General features: G+C 66.7%; 16 protein-coding genes. 13 read left to right on the forward strand and 3 right to left on the reverse strand.

The window, feature by feature from the left end; translation table 11 throughout:
* The first annotated feature begins 11 nt into the window (after positions 1 to 11).
* From ACGFIR_RS31090 to ACGFIR_RS31115, 6 genes are all read left to right on the forward strand, one after another.
* Complete coding sequence (locus ACGFIR_RS31090) at positions 12 to 365, forward strand: hypothetical protein (protein ID WP_393148908.1); 354 nt, start codon at positions 12 to 14, stop codon at positions 363 to 365.
* A gap of 696 nt (positions 366 to 1061) precedes the next feature.
* On the forward strand, positions 1062 to 1238 hold the full coding sequence (locus ACGFIR_RS31095) for a hypothetical protein (protein ID WP_393148910.1): 177 nt from the start codon (positions 1062 to 1064) through the stop codon (positions 1236 to 1238).
* 83 nt (positions 1239 to 1321) lie between these two features.
* Positions 1322 to 2617: an aKG-HExxH-type peptide beta-hydroxylase gene (locus tag ACGFIR_RS31100; protein ID WP_393148912.1), complete on the forward strand. Its 1296-nt coding sequence runs from the start codon at positions 1322 to 1324 to the stop codon at positions 2615 to 2617.
* Between the two features lie 12 nt (positions 2618 to 2629).
* Complete coding sequence (locus ACGFIR_RS31105) at positions 2630 to 3784, forward strand: radical SAM protein (RefSeq protein ID WP_393148914.1); 1155 nt, start codon at positions 2630 to 2632, stop codon at positions 3782 to 3784.
* A 44-nt stretch (positions 3785 to 3828) separates the two neighbouring features.
* Positions 3829 to 4707 carry a phytanoyl-CoA dioxygenase family protein gene (locus ACGFIR_RS31110; protein WP_393148916.1) on the forward strand — a complete coding sequence of 293 codons (879 nt, stop codon included), beginning with the start codon at positions 3829 to 3831 and terminating at the stop codon, positions 4705 to 4707.
* A gap of 112 nt (positions 4708 to 4819) precedes the next feature.
* Positions 4820 to 6046 carry an MFS transporter gene (locus ACGFIR_RS31115; RefSeq protein WP_393148918.1) on the forward strand — a complete coding sequence of 409 codons (1227 nt, stop codon included), beginning with the start codon at positions 4820 to 4822 and terminating at the stop codon, positions 6044 to 6046.
* 224 nt (positions 6047 to 6270) lie between these two features.
* Here the strand turns inward: ACGFIR_RS31115 and ACGFIR_RS31120 are convergent, their stop codons facing one another.
* Both ACGFIR_RS31120 and ACGFIR_RS31125 read right to left on the reverse strand, forming a co-directional pair.
* Positions 6271 to 6654: a RidA family protein gene (locus ACGFIR_RS31120; protein WP_393008701.1), complete on the reverse strand. Its 384-nt coding sequence runs from the start codon at positions 6652 to 6654 to the stop codon at positions 6271 to 6273.
* Positions 6644 to 11665 carry an amino acid adenylation domain-containing protein gene (locus tag ACGFIR_RS31125; RefSeq protein ID WP_393148920.1) on the reverse strand — a complete coding sequence of 1674 codons (5022 nt, stop codon included), beginning with the start codon at positions 11663 to 11665 and terminating at the stop codon, positions 6644 to 6646. The genes ACGFIR_RS31120 and ACGFIR_RS31125 overlap by 11 nt, the downstream gene beginning before the upstream one ends.
* Before the next feature lie 466 nt (positions 11666 to 12131).
* Between ACGFIR_RS31125 and ACGFIR_RS31130 the strand changes: the two genes are divergently transcribed.
* Entirely contained in the window at positions 12132 to 12842 is a 711-nt protein-coding gene (locus ACGFIR_RS31130) for an LmbU family transcriptional regulator (protein ID WP_393008851.1), read from the forward strand.
* A gap of 116 nt (positions 12843 to 12958) precedes the next feature.
* Here ACGFIR_RS31130 and ACGFIR_RS31135 read toward each other — a convergent pair whose 3' ends face one another.
* Positions 12959 to 14011, reverse strand: coding sequence for an SAM-dependent methyltransferase (locus ACGFIR_RS31135; protein WP_393008847.1), 1053 nt, complete (start codon positions 14009 to 14011; stop codon positions 12959 to 12961).
* 467 nt (positions 14012 to 14478) lie between these two features.
* Here ACGFIR_RS31135 and ACGFIR_RS31140 point away from each other — a divergent pair, with 467 nt between their 5' ends.
* From ACGFIR_RS31140 to ACGFIR_RS31165, 6 genes are all read left to right on the forward strand, one after another.
* Positions 14479 to 16200: a gamma-glutamyltransferase family protein gene (locus tag ACGFIR_RS31140; RefSeq protein WP_393008845.1), complete on the forward strand. Its 1722-nt coding sequence runs from the start codon at positions 14479 to 14481 to the stop codon at positions 16198 to 16200.
* Positions 16197 to 16775 (forward strand): VOC family protein, encoded by a 579-nt coding sequence (locus ACGFIR_RS31145; RefSeq protein WP_393008843.1) that lies wholly within the window; start codon positions 16197 to 16199, stop codon positions 16773 to 16775. Before ACGFIR_RS31140 ends, ACGFIR_RS31145 begins: the two co-directional genes overlap by 4 nt.
* Positions 16768 to 17754, forward strand: coding sequence for a hypothetical protein (locus ACGFIR_RS31150; protein WP_393008841.1), 987 nt, complete (start codon positions 16768 to 16770; stop codon positions 17752 to 17754). The genes ACGFIR_RS31145 and ACGFIR_RS31150 overlap by 8 nt, the downstream gene beginning before the upstream one ends.
* A complete protein-coding gene (locus ACGFIR_RS31155) occupies positions 17751 to 18764 on the forward strand; it encodes a class I SAM-dependent methyltransferase (protein WP_393148922.1) in 1014 nt (337 codons plus the stop codon). The genes ACGFIR_RS31150 and ACGFIR_RS31155 overlap by 4 nt, the downstream gene beginning before the upstream one ends.
* Positions 18761 to 19204, forward strand: a complete 444-nt coding sequence (locus tag ACGFIR_RS31160) for a cupin domain-containing protein (RefSeq protein ID WP_393148924.1) — start codon at positions 18761 to 18763, stop codon at positions 19202 to 19204. Before ACGFIR_RS31155 ends, ACGFIR_RS31160 begins: the two co-directional genes overlap by 4 nt.
* Positions 19205 to 19462: 258 nt before the next feature.
* The coding region (locus ACGFIR_RS31165; protein ID WP_393148926.1) for an amino acid adenylation domain-containing protein at positions 19463 to 22429 on the forward strand (2967 nt) is incomplete at its 3' end.

Genomic DNA, 22429 nt, shown 5'->3' on the forward strand with positions numbered 1-22429 from the left:
GGGTGGTGTCGATGGAAACGAACCGCACAATCGATCAGGAATTGGCAAGCTCCATGCAAGCCATGGCGGCAAGGGCCGGTATGCGAGTGCAGATCGAGGATCTCATCGGCCAGGAAATCGGCTTCGCCGTGGTCCTCGCGTCTGATGTCGTCGCCACTTACCGTGTCAGAGGTGAGATCGCAAAGGACCAGGGATTGACTCTCCACGGGTTCGACGGCTTCATGGTTGATCTGGAGCGGAAGTCGGGGCGCGTGGCGATCGGGTCGCTGAAGGTCGGTTCCATCACCCACGTGATCCTGGTGGATCCCGCGAGTGGGGAACTGTTCTCTTGGGCGGCAATTGAAAGGCCGTCCTGCGACGAGTGAGGTGCTGAACCGCTTTCGATAGGCAAGGACACGCCCCGCCGGAGTCACTCTGGCGGGGCGTGTTCTTGCAGGTTGTACGGCACAGCTTCTCGGCGAGTCGATGCGGCCGCAGCGACCGCGGTTGTCAGAGGGTGCGCCGCACGGCCAGCGGCGGGTGATCAGCAGGTGGCAGTTTGCCCCGGCTGATCGGCATCTGCGTCGCGAAGAATGCCGCAGGATCCCGACTCCCGGCGGGGAATCCAAATAACTGGGACATCGCAGACATTTTGCCGTCGTCGCGGCACAGTCCCGTCTCGCGGGTGCCTCTTTGAGGGGCTCGGGGACCACTCTCGATTGCGCGAGGGCCGGGAGGTGGAGTTGGGGAACGTTGCGGAACCGGCGGAAGTCGAAGCTGTCGGAGGCCACAGCGTCGGCAGGAGCTGGATGTGGCGGCGGATCTGAGCAGCCTCGGACTTCGTCTGCTTCAGCTGGTTGAAAGCTGAGGACATCCAGAATCAGCTGGCAGGACGCCGACGGCGAGGCCGCGTCCCGTCCCGCCGGCGAGACGAGCAGACGAGCGGAGGCGGCCTCAGCGGCGTTCCGCCCGAGCTGGTGATGAGGCGCGGCGACCGGCCGGAATGTCATCAATCGGTAGGTATAAATAAAAGACCTTCTCGAGAACGGTTTTGTCCGACAACGACGAACGGGAGAGTCGAGATGAGCACCGGCGCAAGCCTCTCGCAGCTGGACCGCATCACCAACGACCTGGCCACCGAGGACACCGAGACCCCCACCAAGTGGTGGATCGCAGCGGTGCCCGAGGACAACCGTCCGAGGGCGGGCTTCGTGGAGGACGTCGAGGAAGTAATCGGGGTCCCCGCACTGGCGGGCTGAGATTCGGGCGGGGTCAGCGCGTGCGGTGGCCCCGCTCGACCGCTGAACCGATCCGTGGCGCACCGACGGGAAGCAGGTTTCACATGGCAGAGGCACAAGGTCGGATCTCAGCGGACTGGCTCTTCCCGCTCGGCGCGTCGGCGGCACTGACCGCAGCCATCGAGGGACGGTTCGACCGCGACCGCCAGCTCCTCACCCGGATTGCAGGCGTCCACACGGCATTCGCCGCCCTCGACGAAGCGCTCGACGAAGCGCTCGACGTGCGCCCCGAACTGTGGCGCGGAGTTCCGGGCGCGGCCGGGGTGCGGCTCGCCGACGGGGCCTTGCCCGCCCGGATCAACCGCGTCGCCACAGCGGCTGCGGGTGCTGTCGCCGAAGTCGCCTGTGCGGCAAAGATCAGCGCCGTGCTGACGGTCGGTCCCACCGCTGCGGTCTCGTTTCCCTCCAGCCGGCTCATCGTGCGCTTCGATTCGGTGACCGAAGCCACGATAACCATCGACCACGAGACCGTGACCGTGCAGGCGGACGGCGTCTGGACGGTGCTCACCGCGCGGACCTGCGGAGAAGTGGGACTGGAAGCGCCGGAGAACGCCGCCGGCGTGGAGCGGATTCCCGCGCTCGATGACTTCCTCATCGACGTCGACGGGGTGTCTTCGGTGATCACGCTGCCGCCGCACTTCGCTCTCCTCGGCCGTTCGCCGAACGGGCCGGAGTCGACCCAACTTCGTCAGGCGCTGGCCGTGCTCGCGCGCACCAACCCCGAACTCCACGCCGAGTTGCGGGCCTTACCGGTCCGGTTCGCCCTGCTCGATCGGGGCCAGCACCGGCTGAGCCTGACCGCGACCGGGTTGCCGGACGTCATCTACACCAATCTGGTCGACCCGCTGGAGACGGTCGACCTGATAGTCCATGAGTACCACCACCTCAAACTGGATCTGCTCGCGGAAACTGTCCCACTGCTGGAAAACCCGGCGGCGCCGGTCATCGCACCGTGGCGGCCCGACATCCGGACTGCGGACGGGGTACTGCACGGTGCCTACGTCTTCGCGAACGTCGCGCGCGCGTTCGACCCGATCATGGCGCTGGGAAGGCCGTCGGCGCAGGGCAGGCGTAGGCGGGCTGCCTGGCGGGCCGCCGTGCTGCGCGCGGTCGAACTACTTCGCGAGTCCGATGCCCGGCCTACCGAGGCAGGCCAGCAGCTCCTCGACGGCATGGCCGCCGCCGCGCGGGCATGGATCGACGAGCACGCCGAGGTCGACCAGCACGAGCTTCGGTGGGCCACGGCCGAGGTGGAGCGGCACGTCAGGGAAGTCGCCCTCGGGACAAGGCCGGAGCCCCGGCACATGATCGGCGTGCTCGCCGGGCACCACGAGCACTGAGGCGGTCGACCGATGGAATCGCTGACCCTGATCGTCAAGGTGACCCGTCGCTGCAACCTCCGCTGTGTGTACTGCAACGACTGGCGGCCCAACACGGCCCCGGTGATGAGCATGCAGACTCTCGATCGCACGTTGGTCACGGCGCTGACCGATCCCGCGAGCACCATGGCGGTCATCGCCTGGCATGGCGGGGAACCCACGCTGGCACCGTTGGAGTTCTACGAGTACGCCGTGCGTAGACAGCGCGAGTTGACCGCAGAGCACGGCAGGCTGGTGGCCAACGTCGTGCAGACCAACGGCGTCTCCCTGTCGGACCGCTGGCTGGACTTCATCGCGGCCAACAACTTCCGCGTCGGAATCAGCCTGGACGGCCCGCAGGAACTCAACGACCGGATGCGTCCGACCGTGTCCGGCCGGGGAAGCTTCCGCGCCGTCCGCGCGACGATGGACAAGATGTTGGACCGGGGTATCCCGTTCGCCACCCTGATGGTGCTATCGCAGGAGATGATCGATCTCGGCGCCGATCGGATCTGGCGGTTCATCGAGGACGAAGGGCTCACCGACGTCGACCTCATCCCGGCCCGACCCCCCAACACCCCCGAGCACGAGACGGTGTCGCCACAGGCGGTCAAGTTCTCCGCTGGTGAGGCGTCCGACCGGTGGTCGGAATTTCTGTGCGATCTGTTCGACCGCTGGTGGACCAGCAAGCGTCCGGTACGCATCACCACGATGGACTCGGTGGTGCGTCGCGTGCTCGGTGCCTCTTCGGTCGGCTGTGTCACGAGCGGCGACTGCATGGGACGATTCTTCGGGATCGAGCCGACGGGCGAGGTCTACGTCTGCGGGCTCTACGAGGACCTGTCCGACTTCGTCATCGGCACCGTGCACGGCGACACCTTCGCGCAGATGCGCCAACACCCGAGCTACCTCCAGACCGTCTCTGACAACGACCAGCGGCTGGCGGATCACCGCAACTGCCCCGGGTTCGACATCTGTGCGGGAGGATGCCCACACGACTACCACCTGTCGCGCCAGTACCTCGGACCGGACGCGTACGCCAACTGCTGCGGATGGCGTCCCTTCGTGGAGCATGTCCGCGAAGGCGTCAGGGCCTCGACCGCCGCGTCCACCGGAGCCACGGCACTTCCCGTCGCGAAGGTCCGCTGATGGTGTCGACGGGCAGGCCGGCGAGGCTTCTCGCAGCAGAGGAGTTGGCACGGTGGGAGGAGGACGGTTACCTCGTCCTCAAGGGAGTCCTCGACCGGGCTGAGGTGCGCGACCTGCGCGGCCGGGTGGAGCGTGCCGCCACCGACTACCGCGACGGACCCAGGGTGGGACGCGCGCACGAGGGTGCGACCGGCAACCGTGAGGACCTGCGGGTGAAGAACGTGGTGAGCCTGTCGGACTGCTTGGACGAACTCCTCGACCTTGATCCGGTCTACCGGCGGGCGGTCGCCCTCGCGGGACCGTACCTGCAGGTGTGTGGCACGGAGATCATCCTGCGGCACCCGCGACCGACTCCGGCACTGGCCATGCACCTTGACGGCGGGGCAGCACTCAGCCGGATGATGACGGTGCCCGGAGCGCCGGTTTCGCACGTCAAGGCGCTCTACTTCCTCACTGCCACTCCAGGACCGGGCACCGGAAACATGACCGTGGTGCCAGGTTCCCACCGGATACCTTTGCCCCGCACGGGCGAGGGGTTCAGCACGCATCCGGCTCGAGCCCGGGAGCGCGAGTTGGTGGTCGACGCGGGCGACGTGGTGTTGTTCCCATGGAACCTGTGGCATTCGGTCGGGCCCAACAACACGACCACCACCAGGGTGAGCGCGGTCGTCTGGTACTCGCAGCTGTGGGCCCGACCGGTCGACTATGCGCAGGTCGAAGCCCACGTCCTCGACCGCATGACCCCGCGCAGGCGGCTGCTGCTCGGAGGGATCGCCGACGCCGTACCCAGCACCTACTACCTGCCTGCCGCGGACGACTACCTGCCGACGATGCTGGCGGGTCTGCCGCTCGACGCCCCGGAGCTGGCACCGTATGTGGACGACCGGGACAGTCATGACTGGCGGGACGGGGCACCGGCGTGAGCGCGGTCTCCGCGCTCTTCCGGAGCCAATGACCTCGCCTTCTGCCGGCCCGACAACGGGCCCGATGCCCTCGTCCGTCGCCACCTCCGCGGCACGGCGTGGGCTGGGTCTCGTGCTGGCGGCCGAGGCGATCTCGATCACCGGCAACCGCCTGGCCATGATCGCGATCCCTTGGTTCGTCCTGGAGACCACCGGAGACCCGGCCCGGGCAGGCCTGACCGGCGTGGCCTACTTCCTTCCCGTCGTGCTGGGGGGCGTCCTCGGCGGCGCGTTGGTCGACCGGTTCGGGTTCGTCCGCAGCAGTGTCGCTGCGGACGTGGCGAGCGGACTGACGGTCGCAGCGATACCACTTCTCCACCAAGTGGACCAGCTCTCCTTCGGGTGGATGCTCGTGCTCACCTTCGTCGGATCGCTGCTGGACGTCCCGGGCACGACCGCCCGCCGGGCGCTGTTGCCCGGACTCGCCACGCAGGCGGCCGTCCGCTTGGAGCGGGTGATGAGCGCGCACGAGACGGTAATCCGCGTCGCGCAGCTCGCGGGCGGTCTTCTCGGCGGCGCACTGATCCTCGCAGTCGGGGCCGTCGGCGTCCTGGTCGTCGACGCGGCCAGCTTCCTGGTGTCAGCTCTGCTGGTGGGGCTGATCGCCCGCCGCGCACTACCCGTCGCACCGAGGTCTGCCGGTCGTCGTCGCTACCTGGCCGACATCCACGAGGGACTGGCATTCATTCGTGCCGACTCGCTGCTTCCCGGACTGCTCGTGTTGTTCATGGTCGCCAACATGGTCGACAACGCGCTGTTCGCCGTGCTGCTGCCGACCGTCGCGGAGCAGGTACTCGACGACCCTCTCGCACTCGGACTGTCGATCGCAGCGTTCGGCGCGGGGGCGCTCGTCGGTGCCGTGTCGTTCGGTGTCTTCGGCCACCGGCTGCCCCGGCGCACGGTGTTGGCCACCGCATTAGTAGTGTCGGGCGCGCCGAAGTTCGTCGTCCTGGCGTTCGTTCCCAGCGTCCCGGCGCTGGTCGCGGTGATGGCTGTTGCGGGTGTGGCGGCCGGACCGGTCAATCCGCTGCTGACCTCGGCGCAGTTTTCCCGTGTACCACCCGAGCTCCGCGGCCGTGTCTCGGGGACGATCATGTCCGCCGTCGTCACCGCCGTACCACTGGGCGCGTTCGGCGCGGGTCTGTTGGTGTCGCACCTCGGCCTGACCCCTACCCTTGTGCTGGCTGCCGCGCTCTACCTGCTGATCAGCGCCTATCCGGCGGTCGGCCCAGCATGGCGGCACCTGGACGCGCCTCCGGCTCGTCCGGCATCAGCTCCACCACCGGGTGCCGGTGCCTGACGCGACGCAAGGCCCGGTTCCGGCCTCCCGCCGAGCACCGGCGCTGGATGGAACCCCTTCCAGGAGCCGCCGTCCGTCCGGTCGTGCCTGACCCGTACGGGTAGCGGGTCCGTCCTGGTGGGGAGTGGTGGCGCTACCACCGTTCTCAGGGCGCCGGAAACCGGTGGGGCTGCACGGGAGGGCGGTCCCACCGGTTCGCCGACGACGTACGCGGAGGGAGGCGATCAGTCGGTCGTCACCGCGTCCGCCTCTATCTCGATCAGTAGGCGCGGGTCGGCCAGCTTCGCCTCGACGATGGTGCTCGCCGGCAGGATCTCGGCGAAGAACTCGGAGTGGACCTCGCCGACTCTCTCCCACTCCGAGACGTCGGCGACGAAGACGCGCGTGCGCACGACGTCCTGGAGGGAGGCGCCAGCCTCCTCGAGCGCGGCCCGGATGCGGTGCAGCACCTCACGGGCCTGCTCCGCGACGTCAGGGCCACCCACAGGTCCGTCGGGTCCCATGGCGGTCGTGCCGGCGACGGAGATGAACGGGCCGACGCGTACGGCGCGGGCGTATCCGAAGATCTTCTCGAATCGGGTGCCGGTCGAAATGACCTTACGCTCCATCACTTCTCCTCTGCTGATGGTCCGTGCCGTCGCCATTGGTATTTGCCGGGTGGATCTCGTCGATAGTAAGGGCCGCCACCTCGGCGATCACCTCCTGCTCGATGGCTTTGGCGAGTGTGCGGATGGTGGGGTTTTCGAAGATTGTTCGTACGGGGGTTTTGGTTTGGAATGTGGTGCGGGTTCTGGAGATGACCTGGGTGGCGAGTAGGGAGTGGCCGCCGAGGGTGAAGAAGTTGTCGTCGATGCCGATTCCGGTGATGCCGAGGATGTCGGTCCAGATGGCGGTGATGAGGTTTTCTTGGGTGTTGCGGGGGGCGGTGTAGGTGGTGGTGAGTGTGGGGCGGGTGGGTGTGGGTTTGGGTAGTGCGGTGGTGTCGAGTTTGCCGTTGGTGTTGAGGGGGAGGTGGGGGATGGTGATGGTGGTGGTGGGGTGCATGTAGTCGGGGAGTTTGTTCTTGAGGGTGTTGCGGAGGTCGTCGTTGGTGATGGTGGTGTGGGGGGTGGTGACGATGTAGGCGGTGAGTTGTGGTCCGGTGGGTGTGGTGTGGGCGATGACGGCGACGTCGTTGATGTGTGGGTGTTGGGCGATGGTTGTTTCGATTTCTGCGGGTTCGACGCGGTGGCCGCGGATTTTGATTTGGTTGTCGGCGCGGCCGAGGAATTGGAGTTGTCCGTTGGTGGTGTGGCGGGCGATGTCGCCGGTGCGGTACATGCGTTGGCCGTTGCCGGTGTGGGGGTCGGCGATGAATCGTTGTGCGGTGAGGGTTGGTTGGTTGGTGTAGCCGCGGGTGAGGCCTTTTCCGGCGATGTAGATTTCGCCGGTGGCGCCGATGGGTGTGGGGTTGAGGTGGTGGTCGAGTAGGTAGATGTGGGTGTCGGGGATGGGTGTTCCGATGGTGGGGTTGGTGGGCCATTGGGTGGGGGGTGTGGTGAGGCGGTTGGCGGTGGCGTGGTGGGTCTCGGAGGGACCGTACTGATTCTCGAGGACAATCCCCGGATGCGCCTCGACGAACGTTCGGATCTCGGGCGTCAGCGTGAGTTTCTCACCGCCGACGATTATTTCGGCGAGCGCGAGTTGCGGTTTCTCTTCGGCCCAGGTGAGCGCCACCTGGTGCAACAGGGAGGGCGAGAGGAAGAGCCGCTGGACCCGCTGCTGTGCCATGAGCCGGATCAGGTGTGCCGGGTCCTGCCGGTGTTCGTCGTCGGCGAGGACGATGACGCCACCGGACAGCAACGTACCGAACACCTCCTGCAGATATACGTCGAACCCGATCGAGGCGAGTTGGACGCACGACGGCCCGGGCGAGAGGGTGACCCGGGGGGCGGTGAAGCTCGCGAGTGTCCGCAGGGTGGCGGTGATGCCTTTGGGTTTTCCGGTGGATCCGGAGGTGTAGACGATGTAGCTGGCGCTGTCGGGGGTGGTGCGGGGTTTGGGGGGTGGGGTTGGTGTGGTGTCGGGGGTGTCGTCGTAGGTGATGACGGGTGTGGGGAGTGGGGGCAGGGTGGTTTTGTGGTCGGTGAGGATGAGGCGGGTGTCGGCGTTGGTGGTCATGTAGGTGAGTCGGTCGGTGGGGTGGCGGGTGTCGAGGGGTAGGTAGATGCCGCCGGCTTTGAGGACGGCGAGCAGGCTGATGACGGCGGGGAAGCCGTGGTGCAGCGTGACGCCGACGACGGTTTCGGGGCCGATGCCGTGGTTTCGGAGGTGGTGGGCGAGTTGGTTGGCGTGGGTGTCGAGCTGGGTGTAGGTCATGGTGTCGTCGCCGTGGGCGAGCGCAACCGAGTCACCCGACGCCACGACCCGTTGCTGATACTTCGCCATCACGTCGTCGATGGCCGTCGTCCCCGGGGTGGTGCAACGGCTCCAGACGTCCAGGACCAGGCGTTGCTGATGCTCGTCAGGTCGGGACAGGCGCGACAGGCGTTCCTCAGGGGCGGCGGCGACGTTCGCCAGTACGTGCTGGAAATGTCGCACGAGGCGCTCTGCTGTCTCGTCGGCGAAGATGTCGGTGCTGTAGCACAACGTGCCGGTGAGTCTGTCCGGCCGGTCCTCGAGCCGCATCTCCAGATCGAATCGGGTGTTACCGGTGTCGAGCGGCACCAGTGCGACGCCCAGGTCCTTCGGTTGCGCGACTTCGGGGGAGCTGTCGACGTCGAACCAAACTTGGAAGAGGGGGTTGCGGCTGAGGTCCCGACCGTCGACCAGTTCTTCGACCAGACGGTCGAACGGCATGTTCTGATGGGCGACCGCGTCGAGCATGGCCTCGCGGGTGGTGCCGAGTAGTTCGGTGAAGGTGGGATCGCCCGACCAGCGCAGCCGCACCGGCAACGGATTCACGAAGAAGCCCACCAGATCTTCGAACTCGGTCAGGGCGCGCCCCGCGCTCGGCACGCCGGTGACCAGATCGCTGGTTCCCGTGTAGCGCGACAGGAGCATGGTGAAGGCCGTCAGCAGCACCATGAAGGTGGTGGCCCCCTGGGTCACCCCAAGGTGGCGCAGTGCGTCAGCCGTCTGAGCGGGCAGGTCGAACCGTACGAGCCGGCCGGCGCCACTGAGCATTGCCGGCCGGGGGTGGTCAGCCGGAAGCTCGGTCGTCCGGGGGGCATCCTGAAGCGTCCGCCGCCAGTACGCCAGGTCCGCGGCGGCATCGTCGCTGTCGAGCCACAATCTCTGCCAGGCTGTGTATTCGGCATAGCCGACCCGCAACGGCGGCAGTTCGGCCACGCGGCCGGCCGACAACGCGTCGTACAGCAGCGTCAGTTCCCGCCAGAAGATCACCATGGACCAGCCGTCGATCACGGCATGGTGGAACACGAGCACCAGGAGGTGCTCGTGATCGTTGAGTCGGACCAACTGCGCGCGCAGGAGCGGCCCGCCTGCCAGGTCGAATGGGCGAACGGCACTCTCGCTGGCTATCTGCCGTCCCCGAGCTTCGGCCTCTGCCGGGGCCAGCCCGCTCAGATCCTCGATCGACAGTTCCACCGAAGTGCTCGTGTCGATGATCTGCCGCGGCTGTCCCCCGTCATCGTGGAACCTGCTCCGCAGCGTCTCGTGGCGCGCGACGACTTCGACGAACGCCTGCTTGAAGTGGGTGTGCGACAACGCTCCTGTCAGGCGCCAGACGGTGTCGACGTTGTAGAGCGGAACGCCCGGCAGCAGTTGGTCGAGAAACCAGAGCCGCTGTTGGGCGAAGGAGAGCCGGCTGCGGTCACCGGGGGGCAGCGCTTGCTTCCGGGTAGGGGCTTCTTTTTCGATGGCTTTGGCGAGTGTGCGGATGGTGGGGTTTTCGAAGATTGTTCGTACGGGGGTTTTGGTTTGGAATGTGGTGCGGGTTCTGGAGATGACCTGGGTGGCGAGTAGGGAGTGGCCGCCGAGGGTGAAGAAGTTGTCGTCGATGCCGATTCCGGTGATGCCGAGGATGTCGGTCCAGATGGCGGTGATGAGGTTTTCTTGGGTGTTGCGGGGGGCGGTGTAGGTGGTGGTGAGTGTGGGGCGGGTGGGTGTGGGTTTGGGTAGTGCGGTGGTGTCGAGTTTGCCGTTGGTGTTGAGGGGGAGGTGGGGGATGGTGATGGTGGTGGTGGGGTGCATGTAGTCGGGGAGTTTGTTTTTGAGGGTGTTGCGGAGGTCGTCGTTGGTGATGGTGGTGTGGGGGGTGGTGACGATGTAGGCGGTGAGTTGTGGTCCGGTGGGTGTGGTGTGGGCGATGACGGCGACGTCGTTGATGTGTGGGTGTTGGGCGATGGTGGTTTCGATTTCTGCGGGTTCGACGCGGTGGCCGCGGATTTTGATTTGGTTGTCGGCGCGGCCGAGGAATTGGAGTTGTCCGTTGGTGGTGTGGCGGGCGATGTCGCCGGTGCGGTACATGCGTTGGCCGTTGCCGGTGTGGGGGTCGGCGATGAATCGTTGTGCGGTGAGGGTTGGTTGGTTGGTGTAGCCGCGGGTGAGGCCTTTTCCGGCGATGTAGATTTCGCCGGTGGCGCCGATGGGTGTGGGGTTGAGGTGGTGGTCGAGTAGGTAGATGTGGGTGTCGGGGATGGGTGTTCCGATGGTGGGGTTGGTGGGCCATTGGGTGGGGGGTGTGGTGAGGCGGTTGGCGGTGGCGTGGTGGGTCTCGGAGGGACCGTACTGATTCTCCAGAACCACTCCGGGGATGCTCGAGAGCATTTGACAAATCGGGTCGGAGATGTGCACGACGTCACCGGAAACGAGTACCTCGGAGAGGAACAGCGGCTGCTTTCGCTCGGTCCAGGCGAGCGCTATGTGGTGCAGCTGGGCCGGCGAGGTGTAGAGGCGCTCGACCCGCTGCTCTGCGAGAAGTTGGAGGAGCTTCTCCGGGTCCTGCCGGTGCTCGTCGTCGATGAGGACGAGGACGCCACCGGAGAGCAACGTGCCGAGTATCTCGAGCAGGGAGACGTCGAACCCGATTGACGCGAGCTGAACGCACCGCGCTGCGGCGCCGTCACGGGACAGGAGCCAGCGCACCGCAGGCAGAAGTGTTCGCAGGGTGGCGGTGATGCCTTTGGGTTTTCCGGTGGATCCGGAGGTGTAGACGATGTAGCTGGCGCTGTCGGGGGTGGTGCGGGGTTTGGGGGGTGGGGTTGGTGTGGTGTCGGGGGTGTCGTCGTAGGTGATGACGGGTGTGGGGAGTGGGGGCAGGGTGGTTTTGTGGTCGGTGAGGATGAGGCGGGTGTCGGCGTTGGTGGTCATGTAGGTGAGTCGGTCGGTGGGGTGGCGGGTGTCGAGGGGTAGGTAGATGCCGCCGGCTTTGAGGACGGCGAGCAGGCTGATGACGGCGGGGAAGCCGTGGTGCAGCGTTACGCCGACGACGGTTTCGGGGCCGATGCCGTGGTTTCGGAGGTGGTGGGCGAGTTTGTTGGCGTGGGTGTCGAGCTGGGTGTAGGTCATGGTGTCGTCGCCGTGGGCGAGCGCAACCGAGTCACCCGACGCCAGGACTCGTTCCTCGAGCCGGTCGAGTAGCCACCCCTTGCTGGTCGGAGCCGCGTCGTCGCTCATTCCTCTCCTGTCCGCACGAACGTGGCGACGTACGCGCTGTCGCCGCGAAGCACTCTTATCGCCCATACGCGATATCTACCTGCTTCACCGAGAAAAAGATGTTAAACGATGTGTGGCATGTGACGGAGCGCGTTCCAAGCCGACATTCACTGTTACGTTTGTCGGGCAATCCTTGGTGGCGGGTGGAGATCCCCGCGCCGGGGGCGAAGGCGGATGTCACGTACGGGGGTTCGTTCTGCCTGGGACGATTCGGTCCAGCGCTCGGTCCAGCGCCTGTCAGCGTCGATGGCCGGCCGACGTCGGGCCGCCATCGGCCGATCGTCGGGCCACCATCGCCGATCGTCCGAGCCTGCCCTGTCACTTGACCGACCACCTCCTCCTGCCTTCGGCCACGGTCTGGTCGGTGCTTTGGCCGACCTTCGGTCTCCGCCCTCGTTTTCCGCAGAAATGGAGACTGGTGAAGCTGATGACGGGGAGACGCGGTGAGCCGCAGTACGGGACGGGCCCGGGTGGGGCGGTGTCGGCCGGGGGACGCCACCCGGCAGCCGCTGCGAGCCAACCCGCTGAGACACGTCGCAGGCCGGAGTCCGGAAACTCGCTACCGAACTATCTCGACCTCGCCGCGTCGGTCGAACCAACCCGGCTGGACCTGCCTGAGACCCTTCCGCTGCCGACGTGGTGTGAGATCGGCAATCAGATTCTCCGGTTGGCGGACTCGTCGTCCTGGTGGATCGGCGACTGGCTGGTGTTCGGCCAGGAGCGATACCGCGACCGCTACAAGCGGGCAATGGCCGAGACCCTGCTCGACTACCAGACCCTGCGCAACTACGCCTGGGTCGCGCGACGCTTCGAGCCTTCGCGCCGGAGGGCCAGACTGACCTTTCAGCACCACATGGAGGTCGCTGCGCTTCCGGTTGACGAACAAGAGCACTGGCTCGATTTCGCGCTACGGATGAACTGGTCGCGCAACGAACTACGTAAGCAGGTGCGGGCCAGCGTGGCCGACAGCAACGAGCCGGACGTCGCGAAGGTGCGGCTGCAGCTGCAGATAAGCCCGGAGCGAATGGAACGGTGGGAGGCTGAAGCAGCCCGGCACAACTGCAGCTTGTCCGACTGGATGGCGAGGGTACTCGACCGCGCGGTGCAGGGGTCGTTGTCCAGTGCCTCCACAGCATGACCAGCAGGGCGTGAGTCCATCGACGAACAGCTGGGCCCGGTCGGTCTAACGAGACCGGCCGGGCCCGGCCTGACTCCCCGCAGGTGCCTGCCGTCCGGCCGTGACCGACGCCTGAACTAACACCGGCGCGGCGCGAGATCATAGAAGCAGATCCGGGGCCCGGCGCCCGGCCTGGTGTAGATGAGACGGCACTCCAGCGCCGTCTTCTCGAAGACCGCGAGCCATGCCGACCTGTCCCGTGGGAGCCCTTGTCCCGACAACAGATGCACGAGGAAGAAGTCGTCGTGGTTCTCGTTGTCCACATACAGCATTTCTGGCTCGCCCACCAGCAAGATCTTCTGTTCCGGCAGCACCCTCGCGTATGTGTCGAGGATGTCGACGACCGCCTGCTCGCCGTCGCGGAAGTGCTCGTGCAGCGCGCTGACCGCGCACAGCCCGTCGGCCTTGAACGCCGCCTCGGGCCAGGTCTCCGGCGCGAAGCCGTCGGCCACCATGAACTCCACCCGGTCGTCGACACCCTCTCGGCGGGCCAGGTCACGAGCCACCTCCACCGCCTCGGGCGAGATGTCCAGCCCCACCCCCCTGAGGCTCTTGTCGCGCAGGCACGCATCGACGAGAAGTTGACCGCCGCCACAGCCGACGTCCAGCACGCACGTCACGTCCCGACCCTGCATCGCCCTGAGCACCACGGGCGTGTGGAAGATCGAGAACAGGGTGGCGCAGTGCGCCCCCAACGGACCGCCGTTGCGGTTGACGTCTTCGCCGTAACGCACCCGGCCCGTCAACAGGTCGCTCATCCTGCTGGTGACCGGGCCGTACGCTCCGACGTAGATGCCGAGCCGTGCCAACGACACGTCGGAGGTCAGCAGTTCCCCCCAACGCGTCAGGTGGACTCCGCCGTCGCGTTGTTCCAGGACTCCCCGGATGGTCAGATACTGCAGAAACCCCGGTCCCATCCGCTCGTCGAGGTCGTCGAGGAGACCGTCCTCCGTTCGGTGCTGACCGTTGCGGAGCCTTTGCAGAAGGCCGCTGTCCAGCATGGCGAAAACCGCCTGACACAAGTGCATCGAACTGATCAGCTCGGGCATCTTCGACAGGTGAAAGTCTTGCCACGCCCGTAGTTGCTCCGCTTCGCGGAACTCTACGATCTGCAGTGGATTATCGGTCATGGTGATGCTTCCTTGTCGCCGTCGATGATTTGCCTCCCGCAGATCCTAGGCACGTTGGTTCCGCAATCGGGTGCAGTCGATCGGCGCGGATTCGAAACTCTTGCGCAGCGCGGAAGTGTAGCAGCGCATCGAGTCCTGGCTGGCTGGGCGGGCCGATGCGCTCCGGGAGCGACGGTCAATGTCTCGCCGGCGAGACGCGGTTTCCGCGAGAAGCGACGCAGCAGAAAGCGTGGGCGGACTGAAATCGAGTGACGTCATATGCTGTCCGTGCCCCCGGTGCAGATCCGCGCAAGGCCTGTGGTGGGGCTCCTGACAAGAACCGGCCGGCCGGCAGTCGCAAGCGGTATCGGCCGGCGGCCTTCCCGGTGACGACAGATGGTGGTGACAGCTTGTTTCCGTCCCGACCGGAATTGAAAGGTGATCTAGGAGCGGTCTCCTCGACGCATCCTGCGGCGTCGGCTGTGGGAATGGCCGTCCTCGAGCGCGGTGGCAACGCCTTCGACGCGGCGGTGGCCGCGGGATTCGTGCTTCAGGTGGTGGAGCCTCATTACAACGGCCCGGGAGGTGATCTTTCCGTCGTGCTGTACTCGTCGGCGACCGGGAAGACCGCCGCGGTCTGCGGACAGGGCCCGATGCCTGGTGCGGCCACGCTGGATCGGTTCCGGGAGTTGGGGCTTGGACAGATCCCCGGCTCGGGGCTGCTGCCTGCCACCGTGCCGGGAGCGTTCGGTGGGTGGATGCGGCTCCTGGCTGAGTTCGGCACGATGCGCCTGCGCGAGGTGCTTTCGTACGGCATCGACTACGCGGAACGAGGATTTCCGCTGCTGCCCGAGACCGCGGACGCGATCGCCGCGCTGGCCCCGCTGTTCGCCAGTGAGTGGACGGGGTCGGCGAGCATCTACCTGCCCGGTGGCAAAGCTCCTGGGCCAGGGACACGGTTCCGTAATCCCACTCTTGCGCAGACGTATCGCCGCATCGTCGATCTCGCGGAGGCGGCGTCCACGTCCCGCGAGGCCCAGATCCAGGCTGCGCAGGACGCCTTCTACCGGGGCTTCGTGGCAGAGGCCATCGACGCCTTCACCAACCGTACCGAGGCCATCGACGCGACGGGAAGGCGTCATCGAAGCTTCCTCACGGGACAGGACCTCGCAAACTGGCAGCCGACGGTCGAAGAGGCACCCGGTGTGGTCTATCGGGGGCATCTCGTCCACAAGCCCGGACCCTGGTCGCAGGGACCGGTCTTCCTGCAGCAGTTGGCGCTCCTCGAAGGCTTCGATCTCGCCGCCATGGGGCTGGGCAGCGCCGAGTACCTCCACACCGTCGTCGAGTGCGCGAAGCTGGCGTTCGCTGATCGGGAGGCATGGTACGGAGACCCCCTGCAATCCGACGTCCCGCTGCAGACGCTGCTCAGCGCCGACTACAACCGTGCCCGTCGCGAACTGGTCACCAAGGAGGCAGCCGAGACCCTGCGCCCAGGGGCGCCGGACGGTCGCGATCCCTGGATGCCGACGCCCGGAAAGCCAGACCTCCAGCCCGGGGCGGAAGACTGGATCAACCAACTTGGCAACGGTCTGCCGACCATCCTGCCGAGGACGGCCGCCCGTGGGGACACCTGCACCGTGACGGTCACCGACCGGGCCGGCAACACCGTGGCGGCGACACCCAGTGGCGGGTGGCTGAAGAGCTCGCCCGTGATCGGGGAGTTGGGCTTCCCGCTGGGCACCCGTGGACAGACCATGTGGCTGGTCGACGGACACCCCAACGGCGTCGCTCCTGGGCGGCGTCCCCGGACCACGTTGAGCCCCACAGTCGTCGTGAAGGACGACGGGTCCGTGCTGTCCTTCGGCACACCGGGCGGCGACCGCCAGGACCAGTGGACCCTGCTGTTCCTGCTCGGCGTCATCGATTTCGGGCTCGACAGCCAGAGCGCGACGGAGTCGCTCGCCTTCCACAGCGACGCCGTCCCCGCCTCATTCACCCCCCGTGAGTCCCACCCCCGGCGTCTGACCGTCGAGCGGAACTGTGACACCGAGGTTGTCGACGAACTGCTGCGCCGCAACCACGATGTCCAACTCGTCGCCGAGAGGTCTCTGGGCAAGGTCTGCGCCAGCGGCCGGGACGCCACGAGCGGGTTCGTGTTCGCCGGCGCGAGTCCCCGCAAGTGCCAGGCCTACGCCGTCAGCCGGTGAGCTGGCGCCACGACGGCGACAAGGGCTCCGAAAGAAGGGAGACGGCCTTGATCTCGGGTACATCGGAAAGTGCACGGACGAATCGTTTCGCCGAACCGCCCTCGCCGCTCACCGGCAACATCCACCACATCGGCGTTCAGACGACCGATCTGCCGAACGCAATCGCCTGGTACCAGGAATTCCTGGGCTGCACCGTCTCGTGGGAAATGAATGGTGGTTTCTCCGCGCTCAGCCATCGCCGGCTGCCGGGTCTGTCTCGCCTCGTCGAGATGGTGGCGGGCGACGTACGGCTGCACCTCTTCGCTCGTGACGGCGGTGCCGACGGGCCGCCCGCGGCGGACGTCAATCAGTTCCAGCACGTCTGCCTGCGGGTGGAGACGGCCGAGGAACTGCGGCGCTGGCGCCAGCGCTGGTTCGCGCTCTACGAGTCCGATCGCTTCGTGTTCGCCCGTAGGGAGCCGGCGAGCGAAATCGACATCGACGGCCAGGGCATGCAGAGCTTCTACGCGTTCGACGTCAACGGCCTGGAGTACGAGTTCACCTACATGCCGGGCGGCGTCGATGGTAATGCTTGATGCACCCGCCCTGGTCACGAGGCTGCCGCAGCAGTCGGAGTGGGAGTACGGCGGCCACATCTACGGCCTGGAGCCGCTCGCCCTGCCCACCAGTTGGCTACCGCGTACGTCAGAGGTCGACCGGGAAGCCATCATGGCCTGCCACGAGAGCCTGAGTACCCTGCCCCCGTCAACGAGGCACGAACTGCCACCGCCCGACGCCGCCGAGATCGACCGACTGTTCTGGTTCCGGTGGATCACCGGACACCAAACGACGTTCCTGCTCTGGCAACTGCTGGCCGCTATCCTCGACGACGCCGAGGATTCGGAGCCCCACGCCCCGGCGCTGGCCGCGCAGGCGTGTGCGCTCGTCCGCGGGTACACCCTCATGCTGCTCTATGCCAGCTCTCCGCCTCGGGAAATCTACGAGCGCGTCATCCGGGCGCCCATGGCACGCCAGCACATCAATCTCAGCGGAGCGTGGGCCAGGGACTACGCACCCATCAGGCCGCTCGTCCGGGGAAAGATCAGTCTCGGCGGCAGTATCGAGGCAGATGCGCTCCGCCGCGAGTGCGAGATCAATGAACAGGTTCACGAGGGGATCACAGAGAAGGTCGTGCCGTCCGGAGTCTCGCTGCTGCAGAATCCCAAGCCTCCGGGCGGGCGATGGCGGATGCACCGCGAGACCCTGTTGTGGCTCTACGACGGGATCTTCCTGACCAGCCGCGCCAATCTGTCGTATGGCGAGGTTGTGGTGCAACTGGCCCGCAGGGTGCACGCAATCGTCCTGGAAATCAGTGTCAATGGTCTCTATCCCCTGTTCGCTCCGAGTCTGCATGAGGAGCCACCGACCTTGCAGACACCTGAACTGATGGACCGCAAGCAGAACTTCACCGGCACGCTGCTGGAGATCCTGCGGCTGGCCGCCTCGCCGGTGCCCGAGCGGTATCCCCATGCGGCTCCCAGCCGTGCCGCGCTGAGAGGAAGAGGTTCCGCATGACCGTCGGGCCACTGCACCTGTCCCGCGACGAACGCTATTGCGCCGATACCTTCAACGGCGCGGTCGCCGCTGCTGCCCTGAGCGCAGCGTGGGACATCGGGCTGCTCGAGGAACTCGCCGAGAAGGACGCCCTGGACGTACACCGGTTCGCGGCGGGCCGAGACGTGCATCTTGGTGCGGTGCGCGCGATCCTCACCGCACTCGCGAGCCGCGAGATCGTCGTCCTGGACCCGCTTCGGAAGACGGCCAGCCGCGGGCCCGGCTTCGAGGACGCGTTCAAGAACAGAGGGTTCTTCTACTGGTTGACCCGCGGCTGCGGCGAGTTGTTCACCGATCTGACCCGTCTCACGCTCAACAGCGAACGCGCCGATCGGGGCATGAACCGCGACTCGCGGGCGATCAGCGTCGCCTGCCGCAGCATCGCCCGCACGTTCTTCGACCCGCCCCTGCGTGAGCTGCTGGACGGGATGTCCTTCACCACGGTCGCCGACCTGGGGTGCGGTAGTGCGGACCGGATCATCATGTTGGCCCAACAATGGCCGTCCGTCCGGGCCGTGGGCATCGACGTGGCCCAGGGCGCGCTTGCCGTGTCGAAGGAAGCCGTCGCCGACGCTCAGTTGGGCCACCGCATCACGCTGGTCGAGGATGACGTGCTGACCATGGCGCCTCGTCCGGAATACCGTGGTGTCGACCTCGTGACGTGCTTTCTGATGGGCCACGACTTCTGGCCGCGGGAGAATTGCATCAACACACTGCGCCGGATCCGCCAGGTCTTTCCCAACGTGCGCAACCTCGTGCTCGGCGACACCTGCCGCTCGACCGACGTGCACGGCACCGACCTGCCAATGTTCACTCTCGGGTTCGAGACGGTGCACGCCGTCATGGACCAGTATCTGCCGACGCTCGAGGAATGGCACTCTGCCATCGAGGAGAGCGGTTGGAAGCGCGCCGACGAGCGGCTGATCGATCTGCCTGCATTCAGCTTCATATTCCGGTTGACGCCGGCATGAGCCCAGGCGGCGCACTCGTCAATCCCAAGTCGGAGGACAACATGGACAAGATCGTCTCCCCGTCACCCGGGTCGGCTGCTCCGGCTGCCCGCGAAGACCTTCCGTTGTTCCGCCAGATCCCAGGTCATCACGCGCCGACACCCTTCTACCTGACGGCCGACATGTTCGGAGGGCTGCCGGTCGAGGTGGCCGGTGGAGAAATCAGTGACAAGGTCGGTAAGCCGGTCGCCGCGCCGCACACCCACGAGGTGCCCGAGATCTACCTGCTCATGTCGCCCACACCCGGCGGTGCGGTCATCGACGTCGTCGCCGACGACAAGCACTACACCCTGACCTCTCCCGCGGCCTTCTTCATTCCCGCCGGCACGGTCCACCACTTCGTCACCCGCTCCGCCGAGCCGGGTTCCTACTGCCTCGGAGTGCTGCTCAACGGAGGATGAGAGGTCACCAGTGCCCAGCGCCCAGGCGGCGCACCTCCGTGTACATCGTCTCCGCGACGGACGCCCGGTCCAGCTGAGCACTTTCAGAACACCTAGTGGGGCGGGGTTTCCGGGTGAGCATGATTGCGAGCAGTGCGTGCAGCACATTCGCCTGGGGCATTTGCGCGCTCCTCCTCGGTACCGCGCCGGATTCAGAACTATAACGTCGCGGCAGGCCAGATAGGGCTCTCGGCGCTGTCGCACCTATGGGGGCAACCAGTGAGTTCGCTTTCGCCGCAACAACTCGCACTCGTCCGGCAGCGTCTGAGCGGGGGCGGCTCGACGTCGCCTTCGGACACGTTTCGGTGGCCGGCATTATCACCTGGCGGAGACGCACCCCTGTCGTTCGCCCAACGCCGGCTCTGGTTCCTCGGGCAGATGGTCCCGGACTCTTCGAGTTACCACGCCGACCATGTGTGGCGGATCGACGGGCCCCTGGATCCGGTCGCGCTGCAGCACGCGTTGCAGCAGGTTTGGGAGCGGCATGGCGCTCTTCGGGTCCGTTTCCACGAGGTCGAGGGTGAACCCCGGCAGAGCACCGGTCCCGTGACGTCGATCCCGCTCCCTGTGGTCCAGCTGCCGGGGACAGGCGCCGATCCCACGGCGGAGGTCCTCGCGATGGTCGCCGACGATGCGCTCCGGCCCTTCGACCTCTCGACCGGTCCGCTCATGCGGGCGCGCCTGGTGCGGGTGGACGACGATGTCCACTACTTCGTCCTCGTCCTGCACCACATCGTGGTGGACGGCTGGTCACTGGGCGTCTTCTGGCGTGACCTCGCCGCCGCGTACGAAGCGGCCCGTACACGTCGAGGTGGCCTTCCCCCGTTGCCACTGCAGTACCCGCAGTACGCGCAGTGGGAGCAGGCCGCGGTCACGGAGGAGCAGATCGGGCAGCAGCTCGCCTTCTGGCGTGACACGCTCGACGGCGCGCCGCCGTACGTCGATCTGCCTTCGGACCTCCCGCGACCCCGGACGCTGAGTGGTCGGGGCGGCTCGGTGGACTTCGTGGTGCCGCCGGCCGTGACCGAGAGGCTGCGCGCCATCGCAGAGGAGGGCGCGGCAAGCGTCTACATGGTGCTGCTGGCAGCGTTTGACGTCTTCCTGGCCCGTTACTCAGGGCGCACCGACGTCGTGACGGGCTCGGGCATGGCGGGGCGCGACCGCGCCGACCTCGAGGAGCTGATGGGGTTCTTTGTCAACTCCGTGCCGATCCGGGTGCGTTGGTCCGGCGACCCCACCTTCAGACAGCTGCTCGCGCACGTGCGCGAGGTGGCGCTCAGCGCGTACTCCAATCAGGAACTACCGTTCGAGCGACTGGTCCGGGAGGTGGCGCCGGAGCGGGACACCAGCCGGAATCCGCTGTTCCAGGTGTGGTTCGACGGCGGCCGGCCGGTGGAGAGCCCGGCCCTTCCGGGGCTGCGGGTCAGCCCCGTCGGCTCCGATGCCGCGAACACGCCCTTCGACCTCGAAGTCAAGATCGAGGATCGCGGCGCGGACATGTACGGCGTGGTCGTCTACAGCACCGATCTGTTCCACCGGAGCACGGCGGAGCGGATGGCGGAGCGGTACACGACGTTGCTGGCGGCGCTCGCCGGTCAGCCTGACCAGGCGGTGTCGCAGGCGGGATGGTTGTCCCCGGGCGAGAGCGATCTGGTCCTGCGCGGGTTCAACGTCGACGACGTCCCTGTCGAGCCGGCGGCCGACCTGATGACGGCCTTCGAGCAGCGGGTCGCGTCGAGCCCGGACGCCGTCGCGCTGCTCAGCGACGGCCAGCAGATGACGTACCGCGAGCTGGACATTCTGATCAATCGGCTCGCGAACCACCTCGTGGCGGCCGGTGTGGGCCCGGAGGTCGTGGTCGGACTGTGTGTCGATCGTGGTTTCCAGAGCGTCGTCGCGCTGCTCGCCATCTTCAAGGCGGGTGGCGTCTACTTGCCGCTGGATCCCAAGCTCCCGCCCGCTCGCCTGCAGTACGTCATGCGAAGCGCCGACCCTGCCCTGATCGTCACCGACTCTGCGATGCGTGACCGCATCCCCGATCTGGGCAGGACGAGCATGTGCGTCGACACGGACGCGGCAGCCATCGCCCTGCGGTCCCCGACCGCCCCGCCACGACGTCGCAGGCCGACCAACCTGATGTACGTCATATTCACGTCTGGCTCGACCGGCGAGCCGAAGGGCATCAGCGTGACTGCCCGGACCCTGGACAACCTGATCGCCTGGCACCTGGCCCACGACACGCGCCCGCGCCGCGGCCTTTATCTCGCGTCGGTTGGCTTCGACGTGTGCTTCCAGGAGATATTCGTGACGCTGCTGAGCGGAGGTACGCTCACCATCGCGCGTGAGGAGATCCGACAGGATCCCTACCTGCTGCTCGAGTTGCTGGAACGGCATGAGATCGACACGCTGCACGCGCCTCCGGCCCTGCTCGACCAGGTGATCCTGGCCTGGGTGCAGAGTCCTCTACCGCTGTCGCTGCGTCACGTCTACGCCGCGGGAGATGTGCTGCGCATCAGCGCGGACACCCGCCGGTTCGCCGCAGCCCTGGCCGGGGTCCGCTTCGAGAACCAGTACGGACCGTCCGAAGCCCACATCGTGACCACGCAGATCCTGACGGGTGACCCGGCCGGCTGGCCTGAGCAGGTGCCAGTCGGCCGTCCACTGGCCGGTCCACAGGTGTACGTGCTCGACGAGCGGATGCAACCGGCGGGCATCGGGATGAGGGGCGAGGTGTACGTCGGCGGCGACGTGCTCGCCCGTGGCTACCTTGGGCGATCCGCCGCGACCGCGGAGCGGTTCGTGGCGGATCCGTTCGCTGGGGTGCCGGGTGCGCGGATGTATCGCACGGGTGATCTGGCGCGGTGGGGTGTGGACGGTGTTCTGGAGTTCGTGGGGCGTGCCGACAGTCAGGTGAAGATCCGCGGCTTCCGCATCGAGCCCGGCGAGATCGAATCCGCGCTGGAACGGCATGAGAACGTTGCCCGGGCGCTGGTGGTCGTGCAGGAGAAGGACGGTGACCGTCGTCTGGTGGCCTACGTGGTTCCGCAGCGGTCGAGCGCTGTCCAGCCGACCACCGAGGCGCTCCGGGACTACCTCGCGGGTCTTCTTCCGGTGCATATGGTGCCGGGTGGTTTTGTTGTTCTTGATGAGTTGCCGTTGAATTCTAATGGGAAGGTGGATCGGGGT

The organism is Micromonospora sp. NPDC049051 (assembly GCF_043197575.1).
In the GTDB taxonomy this organism is placed as follows: domain Bacteria; phylum Actinomycetota; class Actinomycetes; order Mycobacteriales; family Micromonosporaceae; genus Micromonospora.

Bases quoted from the DNA above. Each gene is read 5' to 3' on its own strand.
- ACGFIR_RS31160 (WP_393148924.1), top strand. From the start codon at position 18,761: ATGAGCCCAGGCGGCGCACTCGTCAATCCCAAGTCGGAGGACAACATG.
- ACGFIR_RS31125 (WP_393148920.1), bottom strand. From the start codon at position 11,665: ATGAGCGACGACGCGGCTCCGACCAGCAAGGGGTGGCTACTCGACCGG.
- ACGFIR_RS31120 (WP_393008701.1), bottom strand. From the start codon at position 6,654: ATGGAGCGTAAGGTCATTTCGACCGGCACCCGATTCGAGAAGATCTTC.
- ACGFIR_RS31140 (WP_393008845.1), top strand. From the start codon at position 14,479: ATGGCCGTCCTCGAGCGCGGTGGCAACGCCTTCGACGCGGCGGTGGCC.
- ACGFIR_RS31105 (WP_393148914.1), top strand. From the start codon at position 2,630: ATGGAATCGCTGACCCTGATCGTCAAGGTGACCCGTCGCTGCAACCTC.
- ACGFIR_RS31095 (WP_393148910.1), top strand. From the start codon at position 1,062: ATGAGCACCGGCGCAAGCCTCTCGCAGCTGGACCGCATCACCAACGAC.
- ACGFIR_RS31155 (WP_393148922.1), top strand. From the start codon at position 17,751: ATGACCGTCGGGCCACTGCACCTGTCCCGCGACGAACGCTATTGCGCC.
- ACGFIR_RS31150 (WP_393008841.1), top strand. From the start codon at position 16,768: ATGCTTGATGCACCCGCCCTGGTCACGAGGCTGCCGCAGCAGTCGGAG.
- ACGFIR_RS31135 (WP_393008847.1), bottom strand. From the start codon at position 14,011: ATGACCGATAATCCACTGCAGATCGTAGAGTTCCGCGAAGCGGAGCAA.
- ACGFIR_RS31130 (WP_393008851.1), top strand. From the start codon at position 12,132: ATGACGGGGAGACGCGGTGAGCCGCAGTACGGGACGGGCCCGGGTGGG.
- ACGFIR_RS31090 (WP_393148908.1), top strand. From the start codon at position 12: ATGGAAACGAACCGCACAATCGATCAGGAATTGGCAAGCTCCATGCAA.
- ACGFIR_RS31100 (WP_393148912.1), top strand. From the start codon at position 1,322: ATGGCAGAGGCACAAGGTCGGATCTCAGCGGACTGGCTCTTCCCGCTC.